The sequence below is a fragment of the Proteus sp. Marseille-Q3619 genome (genome assembly GCF_965283115.1).
Genome location: NZ_CBDIMP010000001.1, coordinates 3,828,225 through 3,855,136 on the forward strand (window position 1 = coordinate 3,828,225; position 26,912 = coordinate 3,855,136).

Genomic DNA, 26,912 nt, shown 5'->3' on the forward strand with positions numbered 1-26,912 from the left:
TATAGGTCAATGAAAAAAATTTGGAATATCAAATATTATATATGGGCAGAAATCAGATATGCTTTTATTTATTTTGCTTTTTGCCAAGGTGCAATGATTACTTGATCATCAGTGAAATTAAAAATTGACATTATCTTTTTTTTCTCATTTTCATTTTGTATATATATGCATCGAACATCTTCACGTGAGAATTTAAGAGGATATTTTTCTATTTTCGTATTATAAAAGTTCTTTCGGTTAACGTATGCTGAAAAGTTAATGGAAATTAAATTCTTTTTAATTTGCTCAATTGTTGGGACATATCGCCACTCCTTTTCATACTCGAAATCATAATTATTAAGATTAAAATAGCTGTTATATCCGTAGACATGTTTTGTAAAACACTTTAGCTGAATAACTGGTAATCTAAGATTATTAGGTAATTGTTTTAACTGACGTGACCTTAACAACGCTATTAGTCCAGATGCTACTGGGGAATTTTTCTCTATATAGTTCACTGGTGTTATACCATTTTTTAATGCCCAACATTTGTGAAGAGATATTCCATATCCACCATATGTTATGATTTTTGTTTTTAACTCGTTGGTATCATAACCACTGAATGAAACCATGGGGTGAGCAGCATTAGAAACAACTTTATCATTCTTGTCACCAAAATATTCGCCACAATACCTTAATATAAATGAATTAGATGAAATGATACTTAATAACTTTTCAAATTCGTTAGTGAAGTGCGTTATCATAATGTTGTTACCTATATTTAATGTCATTCCTTTGTTTAGACTATCATATGTCATTTTATATACCTCGCGATATACTTACTCGATAATAGTCATTTAAAGTAATGAATTTCAACAACATATTTGGAGGTCAGGCGTCCTCTTTTGGCACTAAGAGGGCAGCCAAGTATGAAAGGACTACCCAATACAATAAAAAAATGCCGATACGCTAGGAGTCATATCGGCATATAAAATAAACGCAAGAAGCAATGTAAGTCATGTCGTACTAATTCATATCAAACCTGTCAATTTGATATATATGTAATGATAATTATTCTCATTAATATATTCAACCCTAAATTAAATAAGGTTACTTTGTAGCCTTTCCGTCTACGCCGACCACAGAATCAACACTCACTTATACCGTTCACACAAGAGCTGTGAGTCGGCACCTTATTAACCCAAATAAATCGGTAAATGTTATGTCAAAAGAGATAAGCGAATTACAGTTTAGTCTTCACTATGCTTCAGAAACAGACAGTGAAAAGAATACTTTTGTCATTTTAACGGCGAATATCCATACGGCTGATGGTGAAACTCAACAACTAACACAATTAATTTGCACGACATCTCCCTCAGGTAAAAAGCAATATCGAATCGGCACACAAAAGATTAATGATGCAGGTGACCCATTGCTGGTGGCGGTTGAATCCTATTGGCGCAAAAACACACAAGAGAGCTGTATTTATTTGTTAGAGAAAGCAAAGCAATTTATTCAAGGACAGTTACAACAAACGAATACATGGATATCCATGTACGGACTTGTGATTGTTTCTAATGCGTCACTTGAAGAGCAGTTGCCTGAAAGTTTATTAAAGGCACTTAAAGTATTAATACCCGCCTAATTGTTATCGTTTCATTTTTAACTCTCTCACACTAATCATCACCGGACACTCCTCTGGGGGTGACTATGCGTATGGATAAATTAACCAATGTAACTTATGGAACCGCAGGTCTAACGGCCTTTTTTGCCAGCCTCTCGTTATATGAATGGGGATTTGTTATTGGGATGGCGTTTAGCATGGTTCTGGGTTTAGCTACTTATTTTATGACTCGTCGAGAACAACGAAAGCGCACTCAATTATTTGAAGAGCTTGTTCGTCATGTTGACCCACAAAACCCAACTGAAACCCTAAAAAGGTTTGCTGAATTAATGGTAAAAGCGCCAAAGGATATTTAATGTCTCTCAAACAGAAAATAGCGACGATAACAACTGCGGGAGCAACAGCAATTGCGCTAGTAGTGATAGCCCATTTTGAAGGTGTGCGTTATGAACCTTATCGTGATGTGGCAGGTGTTTTGACGGTTTGCTATGGGCATACAGGCAAAGACATTATTCAAGGTAAGAGATACACACAACAAGAATGTGATGCGTTATTACAAAACGATTTTATTAAGACACAACAGCAAGTCGATGCATTAATCAAAGTACCACTCGATGACTACACCAAAGCCGCTTTATATTCCTTTGCTTTTAATGTGGGAACAACCGCATTTGCTCGCTCAACATTACTCAAAAAACTAAATGCGGGTGATAGAGCGGGTGCCTGTGAAGAAATGAAACGCTGGGTTTATGCTGGTGGAAAGGTTTGGCGAGGGCTTGTCAGTCGTCGAGAGGCGGAGTCAGCACTATGTCATGGAAACCTTTAATCATCATTATCAGCTTTATCCTTGCATTACTCATTACAGTCGCTAGTGGCATTTATCTCTTGATTGATAACTCATGTACTAAAGACCAAGTTAGTTTAGAAAAGCGCTGTCAGATTGCACTTTCATATCATCGGTACTAATCATGAAATACGGAAAACTCTATGCCGTCATTGCGATGGTAGGCATTATTGTGGGTAGTTATTGGGTGATTAACTGGCAAGCTAATAGGATTAATTCACTGACAGATATCAACAAAAAACTGGCCGTGGCTCTCGAAGAACAGAAGTCTATTAATACTGACTATCAAGCACGCATAATGCGGTTAAATCAGTTGGATATTCAATATACGCAGGAGTTGGCGAATGCTAAGAATGAAATTAGTCGCTTGCGTGATATTAGCGAGCATCATCCTGAGCGGGTGTACATCAAAGCCGAGTGTCCCAAAGTCAAAACCACTCCCGCCACCCGCTTGGCTTATGCAACCACCGCCAGACCTACTGACACCGCTATCAGAAATTATTGGTTACTCAGAGAGCGAATTGCAGAGTCAGAACAGATGATTAAAGGGTTGCAGGATTACATTAGAGTGGAGTGTGTGAACTAAAAAAAGCCCAGCATGGGTGCATGGGCAAACTAACTAAACACCAATCAGTAAGAGTATAGCGAGGTTGATTTTAGTTAGTATAGCTTAAGTAAGTATATATACCAGATTGATAATTCTGATTAACCTATTTCTTACCTAAATAAAAAACGCAAGATAAAAATAACCCTGTGAGTTTGGGCTCCCACAGGGCTTTCACTAGTATGAGTGAAAACAATAGATTACCAATATCGACTAAACCAATCTGTTAATAATCAACGCTATTTTTTAGAAAATAATCCTCTTGTAATGATGTTTTAATGCGTTGCGTTGTCGCTGTTCTCATACATTAACGATGACATGTTCTCCTCACATTGAGTGTGTAAGAGAAGTCAAAAACAACGAATACCACTGTTTTGTTATTTTTCGGTCATTATCAGCAACGTCAGCTGTAGGTAGAAGAAGGGGCGTGACGATGGAGAGACATCATCTACAAACGTCATTTATTGAGTGGTATATACAGATAGCCATCAGTTAACCGCTGGTGGCTTTTTTATTGGGGAAAATTTGTGATGGAATAAATCATGAAAAAACGTAATGTTTATGGTGGGCGCTGGGCTAAGGTGCGATTAGCGTTTCTTAATGAACATCCGCTCTGTGTCATGTGCGAAGAACAAGGACGTATTACTGCTGCCACAATAGTTGACCACATTATTCCGCATCGTCTTAAAGAAGCACTTGAATCAGGCGATAAAGAACGTATCGCAAAAGCTCAAGCCTTATTCTGGGATACAAAGAACTTTCAAAGCTTATGCGAACTGCATCATAACTCAACCAAACAACGTATCGAAAAGAGTGGCAAAGTCATTGGCTGTAATGCGGATGGCATTCCACTCGATCCCAATTCTCATTGGCATCAATAACACCATGAAATACAGGGTGGGGGCGGGGTAAAAGTTCAAACACTTTCGCCCTGATTACCTAGCGCCCTCATTTGTGTGCACAACCGCGAAATGAAAAGTTTTTTCTGGGAGGTTCCGATGGCAGGAAGACGCCCGAAACCGACCCACTTGAAGGTGGTCACCGGTAATCCGGGAAAACGAAAACTCAACGATAAAGAACCCCAACCTAAACGTGAAATACCAAGCCCACCCGAACATTTAACGGATTGGGGGAAAATGGCGTGGGCAAAATTAACCTTAATACTCGATGGGATGGGCGTTTTAACCGTGGCTGACACGCTGGCATTAGAACGGCTGTGTGATATCTACGCCGATATTCTTCAATTGCGAGACACCATTGCCATTGAAGGTAAGACATACACCACAAAAACCCAATTAGGGGATTTTTTAATTAAAGCGAATCCTGCCGTAGCCATGTTGGCTGATGCAGATCGCCGCTTTAAAAGTTATTTAGTCGAGTTTGGTTTAACCCCCGCCGCTCGTTCGAAGGTGAAGATGGATGGTGGAGAAGAAGAGGAAGATCCGCTCAACCAATATTTCGGTTGATCCCGCAACGCAATACGCGCAAGACGTGCATCAAGGCAAAATCTTAGCGGGGCCTGATATTCGCCATGCATGTGCACGTCATCTCAAAGACTTAAACGAAGCCGAGCAACGAGGATTAGTCTGGGATGTCGAGGCTGTCAAAAGGGTGATCGACTTTTTCGCGAAAGTCTTAAAGCTCAATGGCGGGGAGCATGAAGGAAAACCGTTTATTTTATTGCCTTGGCAATGCTTTGTGATTGGCTCTATTTTTGGTTGGAAAATGACCGATGGAACACGCCGATTTCGCATGGTGTATGTTGAATCGGGCAAAGGTTCAGGAAAATCACCGATGGCGGGTGGCGTTGGGCTGTATTGTTTAGTCGCCGACAGTGAACCGCGTGCCGAAGTGTATGCAGCAGCCACGAAAAAAGACCAAGCCATGATTTTATTTCGTGATGCGGTGGCGATGGTTGATCAATCTCCCGCATTAAGTCAGCGGATCACCAAATCAGGCGGAACAGGTAAAGAGTGGAACTTGGCTTATTTGAAAACGAGTTCATTCTTTCGCCCGATTAGCTCAGATGATGGGCAATCAGGGCCTCGTCCCCATTGTGCGCTGATAGATGAAATTCATGAGCATAAAAATAATACTGCCGTTGAGATGATGCGAGCGGGCACAAAAGGTCGGCGACAAGCCTTGATATTTATGATCACCAATAGTGGGCATGATAAAACCAGCGTGTGTTATGACTATCATGAATACGGACGAAAAGTTGCCGAAGGCACTATCGAAGACGACAGCTTCTTTTCCTATATTTGTTCACTGGATGAGGGCGATGATCCCTTTAAGGATGAGTCTTGCTGGGGGAAAGCCAATCCGTCATTGGGCTACACCTTTTCTGATCGCTACTTACGTGAACAAGTGACACAAGCTCGAGGTATGCCCGCAAAAGAAAGCATTGTGCGTCGGCTTAATTTTTGCCAGTGGGTGGATGCCGATAATCCGTGGATTAACAGTGAAACATGGATGCAGTGTGAAAACACGTTCACCTTCGATGATCTTCAAGGTGAAGAGTGTTATGGCGGATTGGACTTATCAGGAACCAAAGATTTAACCGCATTAGCCCTGTATTTTCCTCGCCTCAAACGTCTTTATGTTGAATTTTGGACACCCAAAGACACTTTATTGGATAGAGCGAAAACCGACCGAGTGCCCTACGACTTATGGGTAAGGCAAGGTTTTATGCATACCACGCCAGGGAATGCGGTGAGGTATGAATTTGTGGCAGAACGCATTGCTGAAATGGCGATGCACGTCAGCATGAGAGCCATTGCCTTTGACCCTTATCGCATTAAATACCTTGAACCCAAACTCGATGAAGCGGGTGTGACGGTTCCTTTAACTCCGCATGGACAAGGATATTACAAAGCCAAAGATTCAGGGCTATGGATGCCACACTCTATCGAACTGTTTGAACAGCTAATTGATGACAAGAAGATTGAGATCCACACCAATCCTTGTTTGAGATGGAATGCCGCATCTGCTGTGCTTGAGGCTGACCAAAAAGATAACCGCGTCTTTGCCAAGAAAAAAAGCACCGGTCGAATTGATGGTGTGGTGGCATCAGCAATGGCGATTGGTGCTGCGGAAGGTGAGGTTGATGATGGCAACCTTGAAGATTTTTTCTCTAACCCATTGAGTATGTGATGACAGATAAACAATATTCAATCGATTTGCGCACTAATCATGGTTGGTTTGCGCGTCTAGCTTCCTTCTTTGTTGGGGGAAGACTTGTGACACCTGAACAAGGTTCACAATCAGGCGCTATCTCAGCGCAAGGCTCGCTTGGTGATTCTTCTGTAAATGATGAGCGAATACTCCAAATATCCACGGTTTGGCGTTGTGTTAGCTTAATTTCGACGTTAACGGCTTGTTTGCCACTGGATGTGTTCGAAACGGATAAACAGGGAAATAGAACCAAAGTTGATTTAAGTAACCCATTGGCTCGATTACTGCGATATTCGCCCAATCAATATATGACCGCTCAAGAATTCCGAGAGGCAATGACTATGCAGCTTTGCTTTTATGGTAATGCTTTCGCGTTGATTGAGCGAAATAAAGTGGGTGATGTGATTAGCTTGCTTCCTCTGTTGTCTGCCAATATGGATGTACGCATGGAGGGGAAGAATATTATCTATAAATATCAGCGTGATCATGAGTTTGCGAAATTTAAACAACATGAAATTTTTCATTTAAAAGGGTTTGGTTTTAATGGATTAGTCGGATTGTCGCCGATTGCTTATGCGTGTAAGACAGCAAGCACGGCCGTTGCGATGGAAGATCAACAACGTGAGTTTTACGCTAATGGGGCTAAGTCTCCTAAAATTCTGACAACGGGCGATAAGGTATTGAATAAAGAGCAACGTAGCCAACTTGAAGAGAATTTCAAAGAAATTGCGGGTGGTCCCGTTAAAAAACGATTGTGGATCTTAGAAGGGGGATTTCAAGCACAAGATATTGGTGTTAGTCCTCAAGATGCAGAAACAATGTCTTCCCGCAAATTTCAAGTCAGTGAATTAGCCCGTTTCTTTGGTGTTCCCCCGCATTTAGTCGGCGATGTTGAAAAATCAACAAGTTGGGGAACAGGTATTGAGCAACAAAACTTAGGTTTTCTTCAATATACCTTACAACCCTATATCTCCCGATGGGAAAACTGCATTGCGCGTTGGCTTCTAAAACCCCCCGAAGTGGGAAAATACCATGCTGAACATAACCTTGATGGATTATTGCGAGGCGATTCTACTTCACGCGCCGCGTTTATGAAAGCGATGGGAGAATCGGGGCTAAGAACTATTAATGAAATGCGACGGCTCGATAATTATCCTCCTCTTGAAGGTGGAGATGTCGCTTACCGGCAAGCACAATATTTACCGATTAACCAACTCAATAAAGAGCCTCACGAAAGTGGGGCTTAATTATTTATGGGGGTTCAATGCCTGATATTAGAAAAACACTGAATTTTGATGAAGCGGAAATCAAATTTACGGGTGATGGCACACAAGGCGTTTTCGAAGGTTATGCCTCTGTATTTAGTCATCAAGATTCCGATGGTGACATTATTTTACCCGGTGCGTTTAAGCATGTTTTAGATAAGCAAAAACAAAAAGTCGCTATGTTTTATAACCATCGAGTCTGGGAGCTTCCTGTGGGGAAATGGGAGTACATGGAGGAAGATCAAAAAGGATTACGAGTGAGAGGACAACTGACACCCGGTCATAGTGCGGCTCAAGATCTAAAAGCGGCAATGAAGCATGGCACGGTTGACGGGCTTTCTATCGGATTCGGTTGTCTGCGTAATGACTTTGAGCGAACACCTTCAGGTCGTATTTTTAAAAATATCTCCCTGTTACGTGAAATTAGTATTTGTACATTTCCCGCTAATGACCAAGCACAGGTTTCATCACTCAAGAGCATTGATGGGTTATTAACGATCCGAGATATTGAGGATTGGCTGAGAGAGTCAGCCGGTTTATCAAAATCAGAAGCAGTCGGTTTTATTTCCCGCTTCAAATCCGCTATTCGGAGTGAGTCCGATGACACTCAACAATCCCTAGTCGCATCCATTGTTAACCAAATTAATGCATTTAATCTGAAAGGATAGAATATGTCTGACTTAGCTATTATCCAAGAAGCCATCGAAGGATCACAAAAAAAGGTGCAAGAGCTCTTCGATGCACAGAAGAAAGAAATTGAAGCTACTGGCGCAGTTTCAAAGCAATTACAAACAGATTTAGTCTTAGTTCAAGAGGAATTAAAAAAAGCCGGTGAACGTCTGTTTGATTTAGAGCAGAAAGGGGCAACGAGCGCTGATGATCCTAATGTGAAAAAAGATTTTTCTGAGCGAGCAGCAGAAGCGCTGACAAAATCATGGAATGGGAGTCAGGCTTCTTATGAAGTGAAAACTTTTAATAAATCATTAGGCAGTGATGCGAGTTCAGCCGGTGTTCTCATTCAGCCGATGCAAGTACCGGGTATTATTATGCCGGGTATGCGTCGTTTAGTTATCCGCGATTTATTAGCACAAGGTCGTATTTCCAGTAACTCACTGGAATATGTACGCGAAAAATTGTTTACCAATAGCGCGGCACCCGTGAAAGAAAAGGCACAGAAACCAGAATCTAATCTGACTTTTGAAAAACAAACGGCAAATGTGATCACTATTGCTCATTGGATCCAAGCGTCTCGCCAAGTGATGGATGATGCTGTGCAGTTACAGTCTTACGTTAATAATCGCTTATTGTATGGCTTAGCATTAGTGGAAGAGGAGCAATTACTTAATGGTGACGGTACTGCGGATAATTTGACGGGGATTAATCATGTTGCCACTGCCTATGATACCACGTTGAGTGCTACGGGTGACACGCATGCTGATCTGATTGCTCATGCCATTTATCAGGTGACAGAATCTGAATTTAGTGCCTCCGGTATTATTTTAAATCCTCGTGATTGGCATGCCATTGCGTTAATGAAAGATAAAGAAGGGCGTTATATTTTTGGTGGCCCACAAGCGTTTACTTCAAATGTAATGTGGGGATTACCTGTTGTTCCCACAAAAGCACAAAAACAAGGTGAGTTTACTGTTGGTGCATTTGATTTGGCGTCTCAAGTATGGGATCGAATGAATGCGGTTATCGAAGTGAGTCGAGAAGATCGTGATAATTTCGTGAAGAATATGCTGACCATTTTGTGTGAAGAACGTTTAGCATTAGCCCATTATCGCCCTCAAGCCTTAATTAAAGGGACTTTTCCAACGTCTGGAAGAAGTGCTTAAGTAATAGGTCGGGGTAGGTAACTATCCCGTATTACATCATGAATATCTTAGATGTCATTCCTCTTTCTTTATTAAAACAGCATCTCGAATACAGCGGTGATGATCGTGATGAGCAGATTCTATTTTATGCTCAAAGCGCATTAAATTATTGTTTGAGATGGTGTGATGAACCAGCATGGAAATCACCTGATGATATCCCTTATGAAGTGAAATCTGCCATGCTTTTGGTGCTGGGGGATATGTTTGAACATCGAACCAGCCAAAGTGAAATTCTGTTATATGAAAATAAAGCAGTAGAACGATTGTTACTGCTTTGTCGAAATTGGCGAGGTAGTTAATGGATCCGGGACGATTACGCCACACTATTCATATTCAAAAACCAGTATTGGCGCCTGATGCCATCAGTGGCAATGATGTGATTTGGACGGATCATGCGACAAAAGTACGTGCAGCGATCATGCCTTATCAAGGGCGAGAATATTTTCAAGCTCAGCAAGTACAAAGTGAGGCCACAACGCGAATTCTTATTCGCTATATTGCTGATATTGATACCTCGATGCGTATTGTATGGGGTAAGCGAATATTTAATATTATTTCGATTATTGACCCTTATGAGCGTCATCGTGAGCTTCAATTAATGTGCAAAGAGGGCGTGAATGATGGGTGAGATTAAAATCAGTGGATTGTCTGAACTCGCTCAACGAATGCAAGACATCGCCCGCAAAACCAGAAATCAAAGTGCGCGTAAGGCGATGAATGCAGGCGCTTCGGCGTTAAAGCAGGAAATCAAACATCGAGTGCCTATCCTTAAGGAAACGGTGCCTCATCGACGCAAAGGCACTATCAAGCGCAATATTCGTTCTAAAACGAAAGTGCAGCGTAATGGCCAAGTCAAAACGCGCATTTGGGTGAAATCATTATCGGGTAAAAAGGTGTCCGCCTTTAAACAGGCAACGGGAAAAAGTGCAGCATTGAACCCAAATGATCCGTTTTATTGGTGGTTTGTCGAGTTTGGCACCGCCAAGATGCCCGCACAACCGTTTATGCGCCCCAGCTTTGAAGCAAAAAAGGAAGCAACGGCCAAAGTGATTATTCAAACACTCAAAGAGGATATTGAAAAAACAAGGTAGAGATCATGATACAGCAATTAAAAGAGACCCTTTCACCGCTTGTAGATGGAAGGGTTTTTTTTCAGGTATTACCCGAAGGCAAAGGGCATTATCCCGCCATTGTGATCCAGTTTGCCAGCATCACGCCTAACAGTGCGCTGGAGGATGCGGATTTAGATAACTATCGCGTGCAACTTGATGTGTATGCGCCACAGCCACAACCTCTCATGGTATTGCGTAAAAAAATTGAGGCTCAGATTGTTGCGACAATCCCGTTTGCACAACGGGTGAATGCGGTCTTTGGGTATGAAGCGGATGTCAAATTGCATCGGCTTGTTCTTGAATTAATGATTTCATCAGATAAATAAGGAATGGATATGGCAAAGTCAAAAAACCATAAAGCGACACCTTTCCTCGGCACGAAGATCTTTGTGCAAACAGGCTTAGGAGAGGCGATGACCGTGACGGAAGCGACGTTATCACCGGCAACCATTACCATCGCCAATAATAAGTTGAAAGCGGATGACATGATTATGTTATCGGGTTTAGGGGAGTTAGATGGGCGTTTTCCTGTTGCACAGGTTGATGGCGACAAAGTGACCCTGTGTGACGAAGTGGATTGGAGTGATAAAACGCTACCTACGGATTTTGCAAACGCCAAAGCACAACGTATTCAATGGTCTAATAACTTTTGTGCGGTAAAAAGTTTCAGCAAAGACGGTTCAACGACCGAACAAATTGATGTCACCACCATTTGCAGTGATGGCAAGGAATATGAATCCGGTGATACGGAATACGGCTCAATTAAATTGACCTTTTTCTTACGGTATAGCTCCAGTGAGGTGCAACGACTCTTGCGTAAATATGAAAACAGCAAAGAAAAATTCGCAGTGAAAATGGTCTTAACGCGAGATGAAGGCTCCATGTTTTATTACGGCTCCGTCGAAACGGGCATGAACATTGATGGCAGTGTAGGACAAATGATGGATTCGGGGATTTCGATTAAATTGTCTGGCCGTGATTATTTGAATACGAAGAAATAACCCGTAACTCATCCACCTCATTATTTCTCTTCTCCCTTCTCGATAAAAAATCTTAGGAGTGATTATGTCTAACGCGTTATTGCGTGAATTAGTGTTAAACCAAGCACTGAAAGTGACGCCTTTTACCTATTTAGACAACACCTTTTATGTCAAAGAGCTGGATGTTGGCACCATGAATTATATTCAGCGCAAACTTCGCCAAATTAAAATTAAGCTCGCCGAAGCGCAGGATATTTATTTAGATGAAGACGATCCCGAACAATTTAATGAGGCGATAAATCGTGTCTACGATGAATATGATGTCGCCAGAATGTTGGCCTTTAAGTTATGTGATGAAAAAGGGGAACTGCTTTTTGATGCTGAAAATGAAGAAGACTTAAAAGGTCTTAATCGTTTAGGACAAGGGTTCTCTAATGCGGTGTTTACGGCCGAAGTGGGGAACAGCGAAAAAAACTTGGAGAACGGCGACAATTCCAACTGATATTGTCGCTGGCACTGGGAAAAACGCTCGCAGAAATCGAGCAAATGCCCGAAAGCCACTTGTGTGAATATGAGGCCTTTTATCGCAAACAGCCCTTTGGTTTATGGCGAGAGGATTATCGGATGGCACAAGTGGCGCATCTTCTCGCGATGATAAATCGTGATCCGAAAACGTCTCCGCCTGAATTGATGGATTTTATGCCGATGTGGACGAAGAAAATCACGGAAGAAGAGCTGTGGGATAACGTCACTGAGAGTGTATTAGCTAATCGATAGCCCCACATCTGTGGGGCTTAATCGTTAACCACCGCGAGACATTTTCTCAATTTTTTTATCCGTATTGTATTGAGAAAGGGCATAAACCGACCAGATAGCCGCAGGGATCCATCCAATTAAGGTGATTTGTAGGATAAGGCAGAAGATGCCAGCAAATGGGCGACCAATCGTGAAAAATTGTAACCAAGGTAGTAATAACGCCAGAATAAGTCTCATAAAACCCCCCCCTCTATTATTCGAAATTTCAGTTTATCAATAATTAAATTAATAGTGAATATAATTGATTTATTACACATTTATGGTGTGAAAATCTTAATTCTATTCAGGTTTAGGAATTAATTTATGGCGGGAGCATTAGGTAGATTAAATATTGATTTGACGCTGAATACGGCAAATTTCACAAATGCGATCAACCGTAGCCAGCGCCAAACAGAACAATTTGGGCAAAGTATTCGCGTCAGCCTTCAAGCTATCACCGTACAACAAGAGCGAATGGTATCGCAAACCGCAAAATCTTCGGCGCTTTTTGCCCGTTTTGCGAGTGTCACCGCAAGTGCATTATCCATTCATCAAGTCATTAATTATGCTGATAGTTGGACGGAATTACAGAACCGCTTAAAACTGGTGACAGAAAGTTCTGTCGAGTTAAATAAAGCCACACAAGCGGTCTATGATATTGCCCAAAAAACCTATCAATCATTGGATGCCACAGCACAGGTTTATCAACGTTTTGCGGATAATGCCGATCGCTTAGGCTTAAGTCAGCAAAAAGTCGCTGAACTCACGGAAACCGTCTCAAAAGCCGTGGCGATTTCAGGAGCGAGTGCAACCGCAGCCCAAGCGGCATTAACTCAATTTGGTCAAGCATTAGCCTCGGGGCAGTTACGTGGCGAAGAGCTAAATTCAGTGATGGAGCAAACCCCTGCGTTAGCGAAAGCCATCGCTGACGGAATGGGTGTCAGTGTGGGTGAACTAAGGAAGAAAGCCCAAGACGGTGAAATGACGATTGAAAAAGTCATTCAAGCCTTAGAACGTGCAGCCGACAGTGTGGATAAAAAATTTGCTACCAGCGTGACAACGGTTAGCCAAGGTTTCACTAATCTTCAATCGGCGATGACCAAATTTATCGGTGAAGCGAATCAAGGTACAGGGGCGACTCAGCTTTTTACCACAGGGATGACCACTCTTGCCGATAATCTATCGTTAGTGGCTAAAGTGGTTGAAGGAATTGCTGTCACGGCATTGGTAGCAAAACTCTCTCAATGGACGAAAGCCACTTATCTGAAAAATCAGACAACGTTGAATGAAGCCAAAGCCACATTACAAAGTGCAGAGGCAAACAGTGTGGCAGCAACCAGTGCTGTGAGGAAGGCATGGGCGGATAAAGAAGCTGCCACATCGGCGCTCAATAGAGCCAAAATGGAATATCAAGTTGCTAGAGGCACTAACGCGGAAAAAATAGCACTCGATAACCTTATCGCCACAAAGTCACTCGCAAGAACAGCCTCTCTAAATTATACACAGGCATTAACCGCCGAAAACGTTGCTCAACGTGCATTAACGACCGCTCGGCGTCAATCAACGGTGGCAGGGCGAGCACTTAACAGTGTTATGGGATTAGCGGGTGGCCCTATTGGATTAGTGTTGACGGGTGTTGCGGCATTGGGCATGGGACTGTATGAATACAGCGAAAATGTCAAACAAGCCAAGTTAGAATCGATTGAATTTGCTCATTCCCTTGATACATCAACAGAAGCGTTAAACAAAATGAGCAATGCCACGTTAGTGGCGAATTTAAGCAAAGTTTCATCGGGCATTAACGCGCAATTGGAGAAAATCGAGGAGCTTAAACAACAGGTCATTTCCTTACAAGGTCTATCAAAATACAGCGTTGAGAGTGAAAAGGCGTTTACTGAACAAGGTGTGGGGGATTTATACCTTAAACGAGTAGCTGAAAAGCAAAAAGAGCTTGATGCTGCGATGGGGACATATGCAGAGCAAGTTAATAACTTAGAGCGTCAGCGAGCCAATATGCAAAATATGTTGGCGACACTCAAAGAAAAAGTGGGCGATCAAGCTCCTGAATATAAACGCTATGCCACAGAGTTACAAAATGTTGATGCCGTTATCAATTCACTTAAGGCGAGCTTAAAAAGTTTAGGCATTGAATATGAATCACTCATTGATATCACGCTTCAGGCGACAAATAGCCAAGTGAATGCCGCCACGGCGATTGCTAAACAGATTGATGAATCGATTGAAAAATCGCAACGTTCAGTGGCAAAAGCGCAAGCCACAGGGAAGGCATTAGCGAAATTAAATGCAGAAGATGTATTGGCTTCACGCAAAATTACGCCAGATATGCAAGGCTACGATAAGGCCTTACAAGCGGAAATTGAGGCACAACTGGCACTGCAAGCCAAACGGACGTATAAGCCCAGTCATAAATCCACCATTGATTATGCGAAGCAATACACCAAAATCTTAACGGAATTAGAGGAAAAACAAGCCTCACTGATTGCGGATGGGCAAAGCATTCAGCTGTATGGCACTACCTCTTCCTTTAATGAGTACACATCCGCATTAGCCGATATCAAACAGAATAAAGACAAGTTTGATGCCATCTTAAAAATCGATCCCAAAGCGATTGAGACGATTAAAGAAAAAGCGAAAGCCATTGATGACTTAGCGCGTGCTAACTCAGTTGCGCAATTTGCTTATGATCGCAGTAAAGAAATTGAGCAGATGCAATTTGAAACTTCCTTAATAGGAAAATCACGCGCAGAGCAAGAAAAGCTCAATGCCCTTCGTCAGATTGATGTGCTGTATCAGCAGGCCAGTGTGGATTTAGGCGAGAAAGAGTTGGCGAACTTACAACGCAATGTCGAACTCACCAAACAGCAGATTGAGGAAGAGCTGAGGAAACGAGAGGCTATGAAAGGTGATCCGATGGCGGGATTAAAACAAGGCTTATCGGATTTCAGTGAGTCGGCCATGGATGTGATGGAAAACGTCAGAAATGTCACCACCAATGCGCTTAATAATATGTCTGATGCATTAGCCGATTTTGCTTTAACGGGGAAAGGAAGCTTTAAAGATTTTGCCAATGCGGTGATCTCCGATATCACTCGAATGGTGATGAAAATGCTGGTTTTCAAAGCCATTGAAGCAGGCGGGCAGGCAATGGGCTTTGATATGGGATGGATGAGCAAAGGGCATGCTTACGGTGGTTATACGGGGCATGGCGGGAAATTCGAACCTAAAGGGATTGTGCATGGTGGTGAGTTTGTTTTTACCAAAGAAGCGACAGCTAAATTGGGTGTCGGCAATCTCTATCGCTTAATGCATGCGGCGCAAGGTTATGCTTCGGGGGGCTTTGTGGGGGCGGTCGCAGGGCGAATACCGATTACACCGCAACCGACGTTAGCCCGTGCAGGCGGTGTGCAAATGACGGTCGTTAATCATATTACGGTGACAGGAAATGGTGACGCTGTACTTGCTCAAGCAATGAAAGAAGCCGCACAACAAGGGACAGAAGCCGGTGCACAGAAAGCTCACGCGATGATGTTACAAGACTTTCAAAGTAATGGCGCAGCACGCAGAACATTAGGAGTCTAAATGTCTATTCTTGAATGGCCAAAAGAGGTGATCCCAACACAAGAAAACTGGCAATTATTAAGTAACAGCAAAACCTTTACCTCACCATTTAATGGAAGTAGCCAGACGGTACGCTTTCCGGGAAGCCGTTGGCGTTGTGAGCTGACATTCAATAATTTAAATGAAGAGAAATCGCGCCAGTTAGAAGCGCTGGTGGCTTCATTGGATGGGATGTCGGGGCGAGTCAAAATAGCCAGTTGGATAAGAAAAGGACGTTATGGGTATGGTTCGCCTCGTATTGCAATACCGAGCCAATTAGGTAATCGGCTAGAAACAAAGGACTGGAAGCGCAATATGCGCGTGTTACAGCAAGGGGATCGCTTAACTGTGGGCAATGAACTCAAAATGGTGGTGGCAGATGTGGTCAGTGATAATCAGGGGCGTGCAAGTATTCCTATTTCACCGATGTTAAGAATGTCACCTACCGTCAATGAAATGCTCGAGGTTGAGCGTCCTTTTGGGGTTTTTCGGCTCGTTGATAATGAACAGGGTAAATTTCAGCATCGTCGCATGGGGTATACCCATATCACGTTATCTTTTGAGGAGGTGTTGTACTAATGCAATATCATCCATTTTCTGACAGCATGGTAAAAGCAATTAATGAAGGGGCTTATATCGTTTTAGCCGCCAGACTTGATTTGAAATCAGGCGTCACCTGTGCGCATACCGGCGTTGGGCAACTGATTATTGCGGGGGAAACTTATTTGGGCGTGGGCAGTTTAGGCGAACTCAGTCAGTTAAAAGAGAATAAAACAACCAGTCCTCCACAATTACAGCTTAAATTAGCCGGTTTTGATAAATCGCTGGTGGGAATGGTGATGAATGAGCAAAGTCGAGGGCGAGAAGTGCGGTTGATGATGGTCGCCATCGGTGAAGAGGGAAAACCGTTGCTTGCTGAAGTTTTATTTATCGGACAAATCACATCTATCAATGTGGTGTCTGGCGAAGAAAATGCCGTATGTGTTAATGTTTCTAATCGATTCGAACGATGGTCAATCGGTTTACCTGACAGGTTCACTGATGAATCATGGTCATCTAGAAGGCAAGGTGATCGTATCTTTCGTTATGTTGCTCAAATGGCTGAACGGGCTATTTATTGGGGCAGTAAGAAAGATGCACCTGCATTTATTTATAAATAATCTTATTGTCTTGTTAAACCCACTTTTGTGGGTTTTTATTGCATAAACAAGAGGAACTGTGCCCTTTGTTGTTTCATGAAAGAGCTAAATTTATCCTTGTTAGAAGATATCAGCGTTGGGAGTATAGATAGGTAATTGATGCCAAAAACTACATTCATATACCTTTATAACCGCAAAAAAACAAGCTTTAGTTGATAAATCTGGGTTGTAATGGCGACAAGATGACTCTATTATGAATAGGCCACTGGTCGAAAAGGTTCACAAAAAATAATCCAGTACCCACTAACAGTGTGGGTGATTTTTTACATGCAGAGTAATTGCAATAACCTCAAAATCGTCTATTTTGTATATATGCCAGAGATCCTGGTAAGAGGGTATTTATATGAGTCACGCACTGAGAAAGGCTAGTCGTTTAGATATACCGCCTCGTGACAAAAGTAAAGTTGCGTCTCCTAGAGCAGTAGTTGGATATAATTGCTCACACAAAGATCAAGTGAAAAATGCTTTCAGTCTTGGCTTTGAGCGTTATGAGACTGCTATGGATAAATTATCTAAGGTGTGATAGATGTCTAGGGAGTTTGGTTATCATCTTGACGGCGTGAATTACTTATCTGTTGATGACATAATTTATATCAATGAAGTTCTTATTAAAGCACAAACGCCAGATGAGCCAATCCAAGTTTTAAATCAAAGCAACCTAGAATCGTCACAAGCCAGACCTGGCGTAATAAGATATTACGAACAAACAGAAGATATGTTTAGACTATCCTCTGTTCTTATTGAAAGCCTTATCCAAAACCATCCATTCGCGAATGCTAATAAAAGAACAGCCATGATGTGTGGTTATGTTTTTTTATTGATAAATGGTTATGAGCTTACTGCACCAAGTGATGATATGGTTGATATTGCATCTGGTTTAGCCACTAAAGATTATAGTTGTGAGGATCTTGAGAATTGGCTGTGTCATTGGTCTAGGACTTATGACACAGTAGAATTATGTAATCCTGATTTCGAGAAACTATGTTGTGGTGTAATCAAATTAAAAAATATCTGATATTACGCAATTGAAATTAACCCACTTCGGTGGGTTTTTTATTACCTGAATTTCACCATGCCTCTTAACTGAGGTTTTTTGCTATTTAAGGTCAGTACATGAAACAACCCAACTGGACACTTAAATTACCTGAAACCATAAGGGCGGCCATGAGTCGCCCTTTTTCATGGGGTGAATTTGATTGTTGTATTTTTGCCTCGGAATGTATTTACGTACAATGCGGTTTCTCGCCAATAAAGCCTTATCTCAATCACTATAAAACTAAAGCTGAAGCCTTCAATCTGCTCAAGTCTAAATTTGGCTCCTTAGAGAAAGCCGTATCACGCTATTTCAAATCCATTGAGATTGAGCGCGTTCAGCGTGGCGACCTCGTACTGTTTAAAGGTGAGGACGGTGACAGCTTAGCCGTGGTCTGGGCGGGGCATTATTGGGGCGTAACCCCACAAGGCGTGAAGCCAGTGCAGATTAACCCAATTAAAGCATGGAGAGTGGAATAATGGGGGGAAGTGGTGGATTAATTTCAAAAGTCGTGGGTGCTGGCTTAATGATTGCGGGTCTATTTACTGGAGGCGTCACCTCTGCGATGGGCATGGCGCTGATGGCAGCAGGCGTTGCGGTTCAAGTCGCGGGTTCGCTTATCTTTAAGCCAAAACTGCCTTCCATGAATTATCGAGATACCAGTGAACGCAAACAGATGTTACGTTCATCGTCTGCGCCTGAAACCGTGATCGTCGGAAAAACAGTGATATCGGGTTTGCTTTTCTTCGCCGAAGAAGAAGCAGGCGAACAAGATGAAAACGAAAAAATCACACTGGCATTAGCGTTAGCAGGACACCCCATAGAGAAAATAGGGAAGATTTGGTTGGGGGATGATCTCATTGAGACGTTTGGTGATAAAGCCTCATGGGAATTACATAACGATAGGAAAGACGCCGATCCCTTTATGCTTAAAAATTGCCCATCATGGAAAGAGGATATGATTGGTCGAGGTCTGGCGTGGTTACGTGTGACACTCACGTTTGACCAAGAAAAATTCCCTTATGGATTACCCAATGTGAAATGTGAAGTCTGGGGAAAACATCTGTTTGATCCTCGCACTGGGCAAACTGCATGGAGTAATAATGGGGCTTTAGTTATTTTGGATTATTACCGCCATTATTTAAAAGTGCCTGATACGGATATTGATTTTGACAGCTTTAAACAGGCGGCCGATTTATGTGATGAAAAAGTGAGTCTACCAGAAGGCGGATTTGAGTCGCGATATACCCTTAATGGTGCCTATGACTTAAATGAGAGTCCATCCAGTGTCTTGGAAGCAATGCACAAATGTATTAACGCGGAACCGACATTTACCGCAGGAAAACACGGTATTCAAATCGGCGCTTATTATGGGCCGGCAATAAAAACCATTACCGAATCACAATTGATTGGCACTGTCACATGTACCCCTGAAACAGGTTTAAAAGACGCGACCAATGCGGTGTATGGCACATTTATTGATGCCGAACAGTTGTACACAAAAACGGATTTCACGCCTGTGATTGTGGACGAATGGGTGAAAGAGGATGGCTTAGAAATTCGAGAGAATATTGACTATCGTTTTGTCACTACCCCTTACCAAGCCCAACGATTAGCCCGCCAATATCTCCGTAAAAAGAAAGCCGGAAGACGGGTTCAATTGACCATGAACTTAGACGGCTATGCTTATCGTCCTGGTGAAGTTGTGCTTTTAGAATTACCAGCTTTGGGGATTAGTGGGCTGGAGTTCCGTATTGCCGAATGGTCTTTCCATGCTTTAGACGGTGTGGCTTTAACGTTGGAAGAGGATGGTGCCTATTTATATGAAGATGTGATTGGCAAACCGTTTGAGCGTCCGCCATTTGTGAGTTTACCCGCTGGTGGCGTTGCTTCACCGATTAATCTTACCTTTGTTCCACTTGCAGTCAGTGATATCGTGCAAGGTACACTTTCTTGGCAGAATGTGGCGTCTGATGTGCGCTATAACACCGTCACTATTCTTCAAGAAGGCAACGTTATTCAATCTATTCAGGTGCCGGCTGAGCGTGTTGATATTAACGGATTAGCGCGAGGAACTTATCGTGTTGAAGTTAGAGCAACAAATGTAGCTGGCGCGATGTCTGCACCGGCTATCAGTGATTTTGCCATTCAAGCACCACCGCCTCCAGAGCATATTGATGTTACCTCTGGCTTATTTAATCTGACCATTGCACCGAGACAAGGCGATAGTGCTGTCTTTGGTTATACCTTTGAGTTTTGGTTTAGTGAGGAAAAGCTCGCTAATCTTTCTGAAAATGAAGTGATCACCAAAACAAACAAAGTTGGCCAAGGGAATTTCTGGACGCAAGAGAATTTAAAAGCAGGGCATACGTATTATTTTTATGTTCGAACAATCAACAGCTATGGTAAATCACCTTTTGTGGAAGCTTCAGGTACTTGCTCTCCTCAAACTGATTTAATTCTTGAGGAGTTAGCGGGTCAAATTAGCCGAGATCAACTCGCACAAGACCTATTGGGTGAGATTAATAGTAAAGCTGACCAATCAGCTGTTGTTGAGTTAAACACGCAAGTGAAAGCGAACCATGATGCGATTTTAGCGGAGCAAGTTGCACGAGGAGCGGTAATTAACCAAGAGCAACAAGCTCGCGCTGAAGCTGATAAAGCGGAGGCTCAACAACGCCAATTCTTAGCTACACAACTTCGTGGTGATTATACTGGCAATGATTTATCGAAAGTCACCGCAGGACTTATCTCCGCAGAGAAACAAGCGCGTGTTACAGGCGACCAAGCGGAAGCTAAAGCCCGACAGTCACTGGAAACAAGGATGAATGGGAATGTTTCCGCGATTAATAAATCACTAGGAACCCTCACCTCGAAACAGCAAGCACAAACGCAAGAGATTTCAACGCTCAATTCAAATTTGAAAGGGAAAGCCGATAGCAGTGCGGTTAATGCGTTAAATACGCGAGTATCTAATCTTGATGGCAAAGTGACGTCAGCAACCTCTCAGGTACAAACGTTATCCAGCAAATTAGATAAAGTGAAAGCTGATTTAACGGAGTCTGTGGTGGTGGATTTAGATTTATCAAAACTCAATGAAAACACCTATTATCCGGTGATTTTGCCATTAGTAACCTCTCGACGTTATGCTTTTAAGGTTTTTAGAACATTAGGGCAATATTCAGACAATAAACCCAGTTATGCGACTCACAGCACCAAAGGTTTTGCCGTGATTGTGGAATGGCAAGTGAGTGCTTCTGGATGGGGAACACAGTCTGAAAACCGCATCATTGATAATTTTGATTGGCGATGGACAAATCAATCTCCTGTGATGGGACCCGCTCAATTAATAAATGGTTCTGTGGAATATATTTATTTGCGGGGAGGGGCAAAATATCAGTTAACTAAACACAAAAGTGTTAACCATCAAATCATCACCAGTACTTACACCATCAACAAACAATCAGTGGCACCGAAAGGGTTTGTGGCGAATGAAGTACCTAAATCCAGCGAACAGACAGCCAATGCAACGGCGAATGCGGTAAGCCAACTCGAAACCAAAGTGACCGAGGTTTCAGAGACGGTGACCTCTACCGCCCAGCAAGTCACTCGCCTAGAAAGCCAAGTGGGTTCAAGTTCAGCCAAAATCGAGCAGACTTCAAAAGTGGTCACTGATTTAAATGGCAAAATCTCCGCATCATGGACAATGAAAGTCCAGCAGGATAGCAAAGGGAATAAAGTCATTACTGGCATTGGCTTAGGGTTTAATGCGCAAGGAAATAGCCAATTTCTGGTCAATGCCCAAAACTTTGCGGTGATATCGTCATTAAACGGCAAAGTGGTGACACCTTTTGTGATCCAAAATGGACAAGCTTTTTTCAATGATGCGTTATTTAGCAAGGCAACCATTGATAAATTATCGGTAGGCAAAAAGATAACCTCCACTAATTATTTAGCGGGCAAGAAAGGATTTAATATTGATGCCACAACAGGGAATGTGGAATTAAATGATGCCGTCTTTCGTGGACAATTAGATATTAATTCAGGCAGTACGAAAGGGCGGTTAGTGATCACGAATAATACTATTTATGTTTACGATGAAAACAATCAGTTAGCGGCAAAAATAGGTTATTTAGGGTAGCGTATGAAGTTTATTGTTTTAATTACAGCATTATTATTGTCAGGGTGTACCTCTGGATATAAAAAAGTCGATTGCCAAGGTGTTTACCAAATAAAAACTTTTCACTATCAACAACCTGTATTGGTGAAGTTTGATAAAAAGAGAGAAACCATTAAAGGGCCTCTTTATCATGCTGTACCTCAATTAGGATTTAAATTCTTAGGAGGATGGGTATCTCCTGATGCCGTAGAGGATTTCTCATGTCGTGGGGAATAGAGATATATGAAAAAGGAAAGCCAATAAAAATCACAGGGCGTTCATTTATTTTTGACCAAATAGCGGTCACTCAAAATGGCAGTAAAACTTATAATAATATTCCTAAAGGGCGGTCATTGGCCGCCTATATTGTAGCTAGAAATCGAGGATCTTATTTCACTGTTAGAGTCGAGAATAATAAAATCTCGTGGAATTCTCTACGAGGTAGTCAATCGATTAATGGAATTATTATGGTACTAATTAAATGAGTAAATATGGTGCATTATTTTTTAATCAGGGCATTACCGAAGAATTAACACCCTATGAATCAGCCGTATTTTTAAAAAAGATAAAAACTAAGCCAGGGCTAATTAAAATTATCGAAGGTAATAATAACGCAGTGCCACTTATTTTTATTCGAGTTCTTAATTCCTCTAATCCATCATTAAGTGGATTATCTGAAGTGATTTATGAGAATAATGCGTGGTGTGTGAATTTAATCGATACTATTCAAGGTAATTCAGCAGAATATGAGCTCTATGTATTTGTGAAGTCTTCTTATCATATTTCACTTCATCCTCAAAAATGGGGAATTCAAATTTATCATAAAGGTGTTATTACACATGCCTCAAGCCAAAGACCACTTAATTTATTAGAGGGAAATAATTTTGTACTCACAGGAAATAATTGGAATGGCGTGGATGTTGGTTTCCCCTGTGCGGTATTAATCACAACAATTGGGCATATTGGGATGATGGATTCGATGGGAGGAAAAACAATTAGAGTAACCCTTTGTGGACGAGGTAACCGTATTATCCCTCATTCCATGATAGTTTCAGGACAGATGTCAACAACCTCACTAGGAAAGCAGTATTTTTATATTGATGTGAGGGAGTATGGTGGATGATAGAAAACTACAATAAAGGATTGAGTGTGTAAAACTTATATATTCGTTGGCGGTTGGTTTTAGGCTAGGAATGGACGTTATATGGAATATTTATCTAGCTATTAGTCTTTGGTTGGATTAAAAACTTGAACATAATATCATACAAAATAAAGTTATAGCCTCTTGTGATTCGAGCGGAGGCTACTACTTTACATTTTGAGACAGTTTTGTTCAAAGGCGGTAGGAACAATAAATTATAATTCAATGAAGATGGAGTGGGTGGTGAACAATCAAGTCATAATTACTGAATATGATATCTCTTGGACTAATCAATTTTTAGAAGAGGCTGAAAAAATAGAAAATGCTGTCAAATTTTCAACAATTTACATTGATCACGTTGGCTCAACTTCGGTAAATGGCCTTTGCGGGAAACCTATTGTTGATATCCTAATATCGCTTTGCAATTGGGATGATATTGAAAAAGTAGTTATTGAATTGAAGAGATTAGGATACGTAGTAAGTGAGAAATGTGATGATATCCCTAGGTATTTTCTGACAAAATACAATAATAAATCAAAAAAATATCATGTACATATCTGTGAGCCACATCGTAAATGGGGCAGAGATATGCTTATTTTTAAAAATGAATTAACTGTCGACGATGAGTTTTCTAAAGAATATGCTATTTTAAAAAAGAAGTTAGCTCAAACTCATGAAAATGATATTATTGGCTATATGAATGGAAAAAAAGATTTCATTGAGAATAGATTGCGTGAGGTCAGTAGCGAATTTGGAGTTAATAGACTACTCAGTTATCAAAGAGCTGAATCAAACAAAGCTGAGAGCTTACAAATACGTATGATGGTATTACAGTTTTTAATATCTATTCTTGCAGCTGTTTCTGTTTACTGTAGTCAGAACAACGTATTATTTTGGTTAGCTATCTTTAGTTTTATATGTATGTTGAGATGGTTTTTTTTAAGTCAGAACCAACAACGACATCGGTCCGCAGGTGATCAAGCTCGACGTGCAGTACTATTAATTAGTGGCTTAAGTGCAATACCATCTGCCGGTCAAAATCTTCGTATTAGTGATAAGTTTAACGTTGCTATTACGAAAGAAACATTACGCCGTGAAGAAGATCATTTTTCGACCCGAGAAAAACCTGGTTATAAACGATTAGTTGAAATGATAGAAGAATCCTCGTATTGGACACGCTACTTACAAAAAACTAGTGCAAAGGTCATGTGGATTTTGTTATCCATTCTTGTAACTATAATTTTGATAGTAATTGGCGCAGCAATTACTTCATTCAATTCAAATAGTTTAATCTCACTATCTCGGGGTATGATAGCTTTGATGATATTTGTTATCTCAACGGATGCACTTGGTTTATTACTTTCTTATAAAAATGCAGCGTCTTCTATTGGTGAAATATTTAACAGGGTTGAATCTATTTCAGCAAAGGGATATTTGGAATCAGATGCTCTGCTTTTGATGCTGGATTACAATTCTGCTATCGAAAAGGCTCCAGCAACATTACCTTTAGTTTATAAACTTACCCAAAAAAAACTTAACAAAAAATGGAAGGCTTATTCTGAGGAAAAACTAAATAGAAAATAAACAAACTAATTAAAATTTTATCTTGGTGATTTATTTTATATTTTTACTTCGTGGTTGCTATGTGTATTTTTTCATAGCAACCACAGTTTAATATTTAGTGTATAATAGTTATTATTTATATAATCAATCAATATTTTTCATATGATAAGCTATACAATAGGATTTTATTATCCGAATGTAGTTAGCATATTTAAATAACTTATTTACTTTTTGGGCTTCGCGTTCTTATGATTTTATGAAACAAATGTCCGTATCTCTTTCAAACTAGCCTCATGAGTGCTGTTTATTGGAGGGGAGTTCCAAAAGCGGATATAAGTTAATTTTTGAGACATATTACTTAGGGAGCGATAGATAGAAGAAGCTAAAAGTATTTAAGCAAATATTACATTGTACTTATAAGCTCAAAGTATGATCTTACTAAAATAACAATATACTATTAAAAATAGATGAGGAAGGTAAATGAATGATCGCTCAATCGTGGATTTTAACGCCATGAGCTCGGCTAGAATAAATGCTGATTGGAAAATCATTAATTTAGTTTTAAATCAAAATGAAATGGATGATCTAGTAACTAGAGCTGCGGCATTAACAATTCAAGGAGGTGAATCGCCGTTCTTTATGGAATCCACCATCCTAGATTTAGAAAGTGTTTGTACAATAGATTATCGGCAGTTACCTGAGCTAACACTCGATAAGGTTAAGCTAATAGAAGAATGGCTGTCAGGACAAACAGATTCAATCATAGACATGCTTTTCCTTGAGCTAAGGAGTACATTTACACTCGGCTGGAAGGAACCTAAATCTAATGATGATATAAGAGCAATTAGTTACCATAATAGTGTTTTCAATAATCTCATTTATAAAAAGGCTCTATCATTGGCATCAAATTTTGGCAGTAACAGATACAATATGCCTTATTGGCTACGACTCAGCCAACTGAGAATTATGAGTCACATACCAAATAAACTGATTCGTGATGCGCATATAGACGAGATATTCTTTTTTCCAGTACACCGCAGGGGACTCAATGCAACAAGTGTTTCATTTAATAAACTAAAATTTATTACTGCCAACTTTGGACTTAATGGAATTCTTCATGAACTTAATCGTTTTATATACCACTTCCAATCAACGGAAATTTTTAGTTTAGGAAATAGGGAAATACGTGCTTTACCTGAAATAATGCCTATTGTTTTATATTTTTTAACTACATCCAGTCCTATTCATTTCTTTCCGCAATTTCTTTTTGGCTCGTCATCTTGGAAAGTAAAAACATTTACTGATTACCAACTCGACTTCATAGTTTTACATGAAATATCTCATCATATCCTCGAACACCCAGACCGAGTCAGTTTAATAAAGGATCATATTGAGCGTAAGCACAAGATAAAACAATTTGAGTTTGAGGCAGATACTCTAGCAAACGTACTCATGGCTTCGGATGTTATGAGGGATAAAAGAAGCCAACATTCTACCATTATTTATACGGATGCTATTGAAGCAATTGAGCTTCTTTTTGAACATATGAATTTCATTGAAAAAATGGAGCAGATAATTTGTGATAGATTCGGATCATTCATACATATTACGTCTACTAAAGGCATACATCCGGATGCATATACTCGCCTTGAATATTTCCACCGTATTTTTACAGATAAAAATAGATCTCCTACTGAAACAGCACTATATGCGAGAGGCTTATATGAAAAAATAACAAATTATTGCCTTAAACTTTCTGATGATGAAATTGCGTCTTTAATGAAGAATTATTTGGTTCCGCTCTCCACTTAAAGCCGACAATCAGATTTAAGTTATTACATAATAAATTGTTATTTTGGTTTTTAAAATATTTACTACATTAGTATAGCGAAGAATATTTAAATTAAATAAAAATCCCTAATTTATTTCTAGTGTGAATTATTTT

At 40.8% G+C, this 26,912-nt stretch carries 32 protein-coding genes; 30 read left to right on the top strand and 2 right to left on the bottom strand.

Translation table 11 applies throughout. The annotated features are described in order from the left end of the window. Positions 1 to 68 precede the first annotated feature (68 nt). Positions 69 to 797, bottom strand: coding sequence for an abortive infection system antitoxin AbiGi family protein (locus ACWPWK_RS17855; protein WP_196556816.1), 729 nt, complete (start codon positions 795 to 797; stop codon positions 69 to 71). A gap of 404 nt (positions 798 to 1,201) precedes the next feature. Between ACWPWK_RS17855 and ACWPWK_RS17860 the strand changes: the two genes are divergently transcribed. The 18 genes from ACWPWK_RS17860 to ACWPWK_RS17945 all read left to right on the top strand — a co-directional run bounded on the left by ACWPWK_RS17860 (position 1,202) and on the right by ACWPWK_RS17945 (position 12,236). Next, on the top strand, positions 1,202 to 1,624 hold the full coding sequence (locus ACWPWK_RS17860) for a hypothetical protein (RefSeq protein WP_109372574.1): 423 nt from the start codon (positions 1,202 to 1,204) through the stop codon (positions 1,622 to 1,624). Positions 1,625 to 1,689: 65 nt separating this feature from the next. Beyond that, positions 1,690 to 1,959 carry a phage holin family protein gene (locus tag ACWPWK_RS17865; RefSeq protein WP_109372573.1) on the top strand — a complete coding sequence of 90 codons (270 nt, stop codon included), beginning with the start codon at positions 1,690 to 1,692 and terminating at the stop codon, positions 1,957 to 1,959. Beyond that, positions 1,959 to 2,429, top strand: a complete 471-nt coding sequence (locus tag ACWPWK_RS17870; RefSeq protein WP_109372572.1) for a lysozyme — start codon at positions 1,959 to 1,961, stop codon at positions 2,427 to 2,429. The genes ACWPWK_RS17865 and ACWPWK_RS17870 overlap by 1 nt, the downstream gene beginning before the upstream one ends. After that, on the top strand, positions 2,411 to 2,569 hold the full coding sequence (locus ACWPWK_RS17875; RefSeq protein WP_167392482.1) for a hypothetical protein: 159 nt from the start codon (positions 2,411 to 2,413) through the stop codon (positions 2,567 to 2,569). The genes ACWPWK_RS17870 and ACWPWK_RS17875 overlap by 19 nt, the downstream gene beginning before the upstream one ends. A 2-nt stretch (positions 2,570 to 2,571) precedes the next feature. Then, the gene (locus ACWPWK_RS17880) at positions 2,572 to 3,033 is read left to right on the top strand and encodes a lysis protein (RefSeq protein WP_109372571.1); all 462 of its coding nucleotides are present in this window, start codon (positions 2,572 to 2,574) and stop codon (positions 3,031 to 3,033) included. Positions 3,034 to 3,593: 560 nt separating this feature from the next. Continuing rightward, the gene (locus tag ACWPWK_RS17885) at positions 3,594 to 3,932 is read left to right on the top strand and encodes an HNH endonuclease (protein WP_099073720.1); all 339 of its coding nucleotides are present in this window, start codon (positions 3,594 to 3,596) and stop codon (positions 3,930 to 3,932) included. Between the two features lie 117 nt (positions 3,933 to 4,049). Next, entirely contained in the window at positions 4,050 to 4,517 is a 468-nt protein-coding gene (locus ACWPWK_RS17890) for a phage terminase small subunit P27 family (RefSeq protein WP_109372570.1), read from the top strand. Then, the gene (locus ACWPWK_RS17895; protein WP_072071173.1) at positions 4,471 to 6,204 is read left to right on the top strand and encodes a terminase large subunit; all 1,734 of its coding nucleotides are present in this window, start codon (positions 4,471 to 4,473) and stop codon (positions 6,202 to 6,204) included. Before ACWPWK_RS17890 ends, ACWPWK_RS17895 begins: the two co-directional genes overlap by 47 nt. Continuing rightward, on the top strand, positions 6,204 to 7,472 hold the full coding sequence (locus ACWPWK_RS17900; protein ID WP_004242475.1) for a phage portal protein: 1,269 nt from the start codon (positions 6,204 to 6,206) through the stop codon (positions 7,470 to 7,472). The genes ACWPWK_RS17895 and ACWPWK_RS17900 overlap by 1 nt, the downstream gene beginning before the upstream one ends. Positions 7,473 to 7,489: 17 nt before the next feature. Further along, the gene (locus tag ACWPWK_RS17905; RefSeq protein ID WP_004242476.1) at positions 7,490 to 8,158 is read left to right on the top strand and encodes an HK97 family phage prohead protease; all 669 of its coding nucleotides are present in this window, start codon (positions 7,490 to 7,492) and stop codon (positions 8,156 to 8,158) included. Between the two features lie 3 nt (positions 8,159 to 8,161). Next, positions 8,162 to 9,328, top strand: a complete 1,167-nt coding sequence (locus ACWPWK_RS17910; RefSeq protein ID WP_087802799.1) for a phage major capsid protein — start codon at positions 8,162 to 8,164, stop codon at positions 9,326 to 9,328. Positions 9,329 to 9,366: 38 nt separating this feature from the next. Next, a complete protein-coding gene (locus ACWPWK_RS17915) occupies positions 9,367 to 9,666 on the top strand; it encodes a head-tail connector protein (protein WP_036937611.1) in 300 nt (99 codons plus the stop codon). Then, positions 9,666 to 9,995, top strand: a complete 330-nt coding sequence (locus ACWPWK_RS17920) for a phage head closure protein (protein WP_109372569.1) — start codon at positions 9,666 to 9,668, stop codon at positions 9,993 to 9,995. Before ACWPWK_RS17915 ends, ACWPWK_RS17920 begins: the two co-directional genes overlap by 1 nt. Then, on the top strand, positions 9,985 to 10,458 hold the full coding sequence (locus tag ACWPWK_RS17925) for an HK97-gp10 family putative phage morphogenesis protein (RefSeq protein WP_109372568.1): 474 nt from the start codon (positions 9,985 to 9,987) through the stop codon (positions 10,456 to 10,458). Before ACWPWK_RS17920 ends, ACWPWK_RS17925 begins: the two co-directional genes overlap by 11 nt. Positions 10,459 to 10,463: 5 nt before the next feature. Continuing rightward, positions 10,464 to 10,805 (top strand): tail completion protein gp17, encoded by a 342-nt coding sequence (gene gp17 / locus ACWPWK_RS17930; protein WP_109372567.1) that lies wholly within the window; start codon positions 10,464 to 10,466, stop codon positions 10,803 to 10,805. 9 nt (positions 10,806 to 10,814) lie between these two features. After that, positions 10,815 to 11,480, top strand: a complete 666-nt coding sequence (locus tag ACWPWK_RS17935; protein WP_109372566.1) for a hypothetical protein — start codon at positions 10,815 to 10,817, stop codon at positions 11,478 to 11,480. Positions 11,481 to 11,544: 64 nt separating this feature from the next. Continuing rightward, on the top strand, positions 11,545 to 11,961 hold the full coding sequence (locus ACWPWK_RS17940) for a hypothetical protein (protein ID WP_036935195.1): 417 nt from the start codon (positions 11,545 to 11,547) through the stop codon (positions 11,959 to 11,961). A gap of 44 nt (positions 11,962 to 12,005) precedes the next feature. Then, positions 12,006 to 12,236 carry a phage tail assembly protein T gene (locus ACWPWK_RS17945; RefSeq protein ID WP_279629300.1) on the top strand — a complete coding sequence of 77 codons (231 nt, stop codon included), beginning with the start codon at positions 12,006 to 12,008 and terminating at the stop codon, positions 12,234 to 12,236. A 24-nt stretch (positions 12,237 to 12,260) separates the two neighbouring features. On the opposite strand, the gene ACWPWK_RS17950 is transcribed toward ACWPWK_RS17945, so the two are convergent. Next, the gene (locus tag ACWPWK_RS17950; RefSeq protein ID WP_004242485.1) at positions 12,261 to 12,452 is read right to left on the bottom strand and encodes a YqaE/Pmp3 family membrane protein; all 192 of its coding nucleotides are present in this window, start codon (positions 12,450 to 12,452) and stop codon (positions 12,261 to 12,263) included. A gap of 126 nt (positions 12,453 to 12,578) precedes the next feature. Between ACWPWK_RS17950 and ACWPWK_RS17955 the strand changes: the two genes are divergently transcribed. The 12 genes from ACWPWK_RS17955 (at position 12,579) to ACWPWK_RS18010 (ending at position 26,779) form a co-directional block, all read left to right on the top strand. Continuing rightward, on the top strand, positions 12,579 to 15,854 hold the full coding sequence (locus ACWPWK_RS17955) for a phage tail tape measure protein (RefSeq protein WP_109372564.1): 3,276 nt from the start codon (positions 12,579 to 12,581) through the stop codon (positions 15,852 to 15,854). Next, positions 15,855 to 16,451, top strand: coding sequence for a hypothetical protein (locus ACWPWK_RS17960; protein WP_109372563.1), 597 nt, complete (start codon positions 15,855 to 15,857; stop codon positions 16,449 to 16,451). Beyond that, positions 16,451 to 17,032, top strand: a complete 582-nt coding sequence (locus ACWPWK_RS17965; protein WP_109372562.1) for a hypothetical protein — start codon at positions 16,451 to 16,453, stop codon at positions 17,030 to 17,032. Before ACWPWK_RS17960 ends, ACWPWK_RS17965 begins: the two co-directional genes overlap by 1 nt. Before the next feature lie 382 nt (positions 17,033 to 17,414). Next, entirely contained in the window at positions 17,415 to 17,594 is a 180-nt protein-coding gene (locus ACWPWK_RS17970) for a hypothetical protein (protein WP_072062631.1), read from the top strand. A 3-nt stretch (positions 17,595 to 17,597) separates the two neighbouring features. After that, positions 17,598 to 18,086 (top strand): type II toxin-antitoxin system death-on-curing family toxin, encoded by a 489-nt coding sequence (locus tag ACWPWK_RS17975; protein ID WP_109372561.1) that lies wholly within the window; start codon positions 17,598 to 17,600, stop codon positions 18,084 to 18,086. A 98-nt stretch (positions 18,087 to 18,184) separates the two neighbouring features. Further along, a complete protein-coding gene (locus ACWPWK_RS17980) occupies positions 18,185 to 18,583 on the top strand; it encodes a DUF6950 family protein (protein WP_109372560.1) in 399 nt (132 codons plus the stop codon). Further along, positions 18,583 to 22,245 (top strand): phage tail protein, encoded by a 3,663-nt coding sequence (locus ACWPWK_RS17985; protein WP_109372559.1) that lies wholly within the window; start codon positions 18,583 to 18,585, stop codon positions 22,243 to 22,245. The genes ACWPWK_RS17980 and ACWPWK_RS17985 overlap by 1 nt, the downstream gene beginning before the upstream one ends. Positions 22,246 to 22,248: 3 nt before the next feature. Then, positions 22,249 to 22,500 carry a hypothetical protein gene (locus ACWPWK_RS17990; RefSeq protein WP_004242498.1) on the top strand — a complete coding sequence of 84 codons (252 nt, stop codon included), beginning with the start codon at positions 22,249 to 22,251 and terminating at the stop codon, positions 22,498 to 22,500. After that, complete coding sequence (locus tag ACWPWK_RS17995; protein ID WP_004242500.1) at positions 22,485 to 22,748, top strand: hypothetical protein; 264 nt, start codon at positions 22,485 to 22,487, stop codon at positions 22,746 to 22,748. The genes ACWPWK_RS17990 and ACWPWK_RS17995 overlap by 16 nt, the downstream gene beginning before the upstream one ends. Beyond that, the gene (locus ACWPWK_RS18000; RefSeq protein WP_109372558.1) at positions 22,745 to 23,386 is read left to right on the top strand and encodes a hypothetical protein; all 642 of its coding nucleotides are present in this window, start codon (positions 22,745 to 22,747) and stop codon (positions 23,384 to 23,386) included. Before ACWPWK_RS17995 ends, ACWPWK_RS18000 begins: the two co-directional genes overlap by 4 nt. 261 nt (positions 23,387 to 23,647) lie before the next feature. After that, entirely contained in the window at positions 23,648 to 24,988 is a 1,341-nt protein-coding gene (locus ACWPWK_RS18005; RefSeq protein ID WP_162558368.1) for a GrpB family protein, read from the top strand. Between the two features lie 459 nt (positions 24,989 to 25,447). Further along, positions 25,448 to 26,779 (top strand): M48 family metalloprotease, encoded by a 1,332-nt coding sequence (locus ACWPWK_RS18010; protein WP_109372556.1) that lies wholly within the window; start codon positions 25,448 to 25,450, stop codon positions 26,777 to 26,779. The last annotated feature ends 133 nt before the right edge of the window (positions 26,780 to 26,912 follow it).

What these genes read in the sequence shown, in the direction of transcription:
- ACWPWK_RS17855 (WP_196556816.1), bottom strand. Translation starts at nt 797, where the DNA reads ATGACATATGATAGTCTAAACAAAGGAATGACATTAAATATAGGTAAC.
- ACWPWK_RS17860 (WP_109372574.1), top strand. Translation starts at nt 1,202, where the DNA reads ATGTCAAAAGAGATAAGCGAATTACAGTTTAGTCTTCACTATGCTTCA.
- ACWPWK_RS17865 (WP_109372573.1), top strand. Translation starts at nt 1,690, where the DNA reads ATGCGTATGGATAAATTAACCAATGTAACTTATGGAACCGCAGGTCTA.
- ACWPWK_RS17870 (WP_109372572.1), top strand. Translation starts at nt 1,959, where the DNA reads ATGTCTCTCAAACAGAAAATAGCGACGATAACAACTGCGGGAGCAACA.
- ACWPWK_RS17875 (WP_167392482.1), top strand. Translation starts at nt 2,411, where the DNA reads ATGTCATGGAAACCTTTAATCATCATTATCAGCTTTATCCTTGCATTA.
- ACWPWK_RS17880 (WP_109372571.1), top strand. Translation starts at nt 2,572, where the DNA reads ATGAAATACGGAAAACTCTATGCCGTCATTGCGATGGTAGGCATTATT.
- ACWPWK_RS17885 (WP_099073720.1), top strand. Translation starts at nt 3,594, where the DNA reads ATGAAAAAACGTAATGTTTATGGTGGGCGCTGGGCTAAGGTGCGATTA.
- ACWPWK_RS17890 (WP_109372570.1), top strand. Translation starts at nt 4,050, where the DNA reads ATGGCAGGAAGACGCCCGAAACCGACCCACTTGAAGGTGGTCACCGGT.
- ACWPWK_RS17895 (WP_072071173.1), top strand. Translation starts at nt 4,471, where the DNA reads ATGGTGGAGAAGAAGAGGAAGATCCGCTCAACCAATATTTCGGTTGAT.
- ACWPWK_RS17900 (WP_004242475.1), top strand. Translation starts at nt 6,204, where the DNA reads ATGACAGATAAACAATATTCAATCGATTTGCGCACTAATCATGGTTGG.
- ACWPWK_RS17905 (WP_004242476.1), top strand. Translation starts at nt 7,490, where the DNA reads ATGCCTGATATTAGAAAAACACTGAATTTTGATGAAGCGGAAATCAAA.
- ACWPWK_RS17910 (WP_087802799.1), top strand. Translation starts at nt 8,162, where the DNA reads ATGTCTGACTTAGCTATTATCCAAGAAGCCATCGAAGGATCACAAAAA.
- ACWPWK_RS17915 (WP_036937611.1), top strand. Translation starts at nt 9,367, where the DNA reads ATGAATATCTTAGATGTCATTCCTCTTTCTTTATTAAAACAGCATCTC.
- ACWPWK_RS17920 (WP_109372569.1), top strand. Translation starts at nt 9,666, where the DNA reads ATGGATCCGGGACGATTACGCCACACTATTCATATTCAAAAACCAGTA.
- ACWPWK_RS17925 (WP_109372568.1), top strand. Translation starts at nt 9,985, where the DNA reads ATGATGGGTGAGATTAAAATCAGTGGATTGTCTGAACTCGCTCAACGA.
- gp17 (WP_109372567.1), top strand. Translation starts at nt 10,464, where the DNA reads ATGATACAGCAATTAAAAGAGACCCTTTCACCGCTTGTAGATGGAAGG.
- ACWPWK_RS17935 (WP_109372566.1), top strand. Translation starts at nt 10,815, where the DNA reads ATGGCAAAGTCAAAAAACCATAAAGCGACACCTTTCCTCGGCACGAAG.
- ACWPWK_RS17940 (WP_036935195.1), top strand. Translation starts at nt 11,545, where the DNA reads ATGTCTAACGCGTTATTGCGTGAATTAGTGTTAAACCAAGCACTGAAA.
- ACWPWK_RS17945 (WP_279629300.1), top strand. Translation starts at nt 12,006, where the DNA reads ATGCCCGAAAGCCACTTGTGTGAATATGAGGCCTTTTATCGCAAACAG.
- ACWPWK_RS17950 (WP_004242485.1), bottom strand. Translation starts at nt 12,452, where the DNA reads ATGAGACTTATTCTGGCGTTATTACTACCTTGGTTACAATTTTTCACG.
- ACWPWK_RS17955 (WP_109372564.1), top strand. Translation starts at nt 12,579, where the DNA reads ATGGCGGGAGCATTAGGTAGATTAAATATTGATTTGACGCTGAATACG.
- ACWPWK_RS17960 (WP_109372563.1), top strand. Translation starts at nt 15,855, where the DNA reads ATGTCTATTCTTGAATGGCCAAAAGAGGTGATCCCAACACAAGAAAAC.
- ACWPWK_RS17965 (WP_109372562.1), top strand. Translation starts at nt 16,451, where the DNA reads ATGCAATATCATCCATTTTCTGACAGCATGGTAAAAGCAATTAATGAA.
- ACWPWK_RS17970 (WP_072062631.1), top strand. Translation starts at nt 17,415, where the DNA reads ATGAGTCACGCACTGAGAAAGGCTAGTCGTTTAGATATACCGCCTCGT.
- ACWPWK_RS17975 (WP_109372561.1), top strand. Translation starts at nt 17,598, where the DNA reads ATGTCTAGGGAGTTTGGTTATCATCTTGACGGCGTGAATTACTTATCT.
- ACWPWK_RS17980 (WP_109372560.1), top strand. Translation starts at nt 18,185, where the DNA reads ATGAAACAACCCAACTGGACACTTAAATTACCTGAAACCATAAGGGCG.
- ACWPWK_RS17985 (WP_109372559.1), top strand. Translation starts at nt 18,583, where the DNA reads ATGGGGGGAAGTGGTGGATTAATTTCAAAAGTCGTGGGTGCTGGCTTA.
- ACWPWK_RS17990 (WP_004242498.1), top strand. Translation starts at nt 22,249, where the DNA reads ATGAAGTTTATTGTTTTAATTACAGCATTATTATTGTCAGGGTGTACC.
- ACWPWK_RS17995 (WP_004242500.1), top strand. Translation starts at nt 22,485, where the DNA reads ATGTCGTGGGGAATAGAGATATATGAAAAAGGAAAGCCAATAAAAATC.
- ACWPWK_RS18000 (WP_109372558.1), top strand. Translation starts at nt 22,745, where the DNA reads ATGAGTAAATATGGTGCATTATTTTTTAATCAGGGCATTACCGAAGAA.
- ACWPWK_RS18010 (WP_109372556.1), top strand. Translation starts at nt 25,448, where the DNA reads ATGAATGATCGCTCAATCGTGGATTTTAACGCCATGAGCTCGGCTAGA.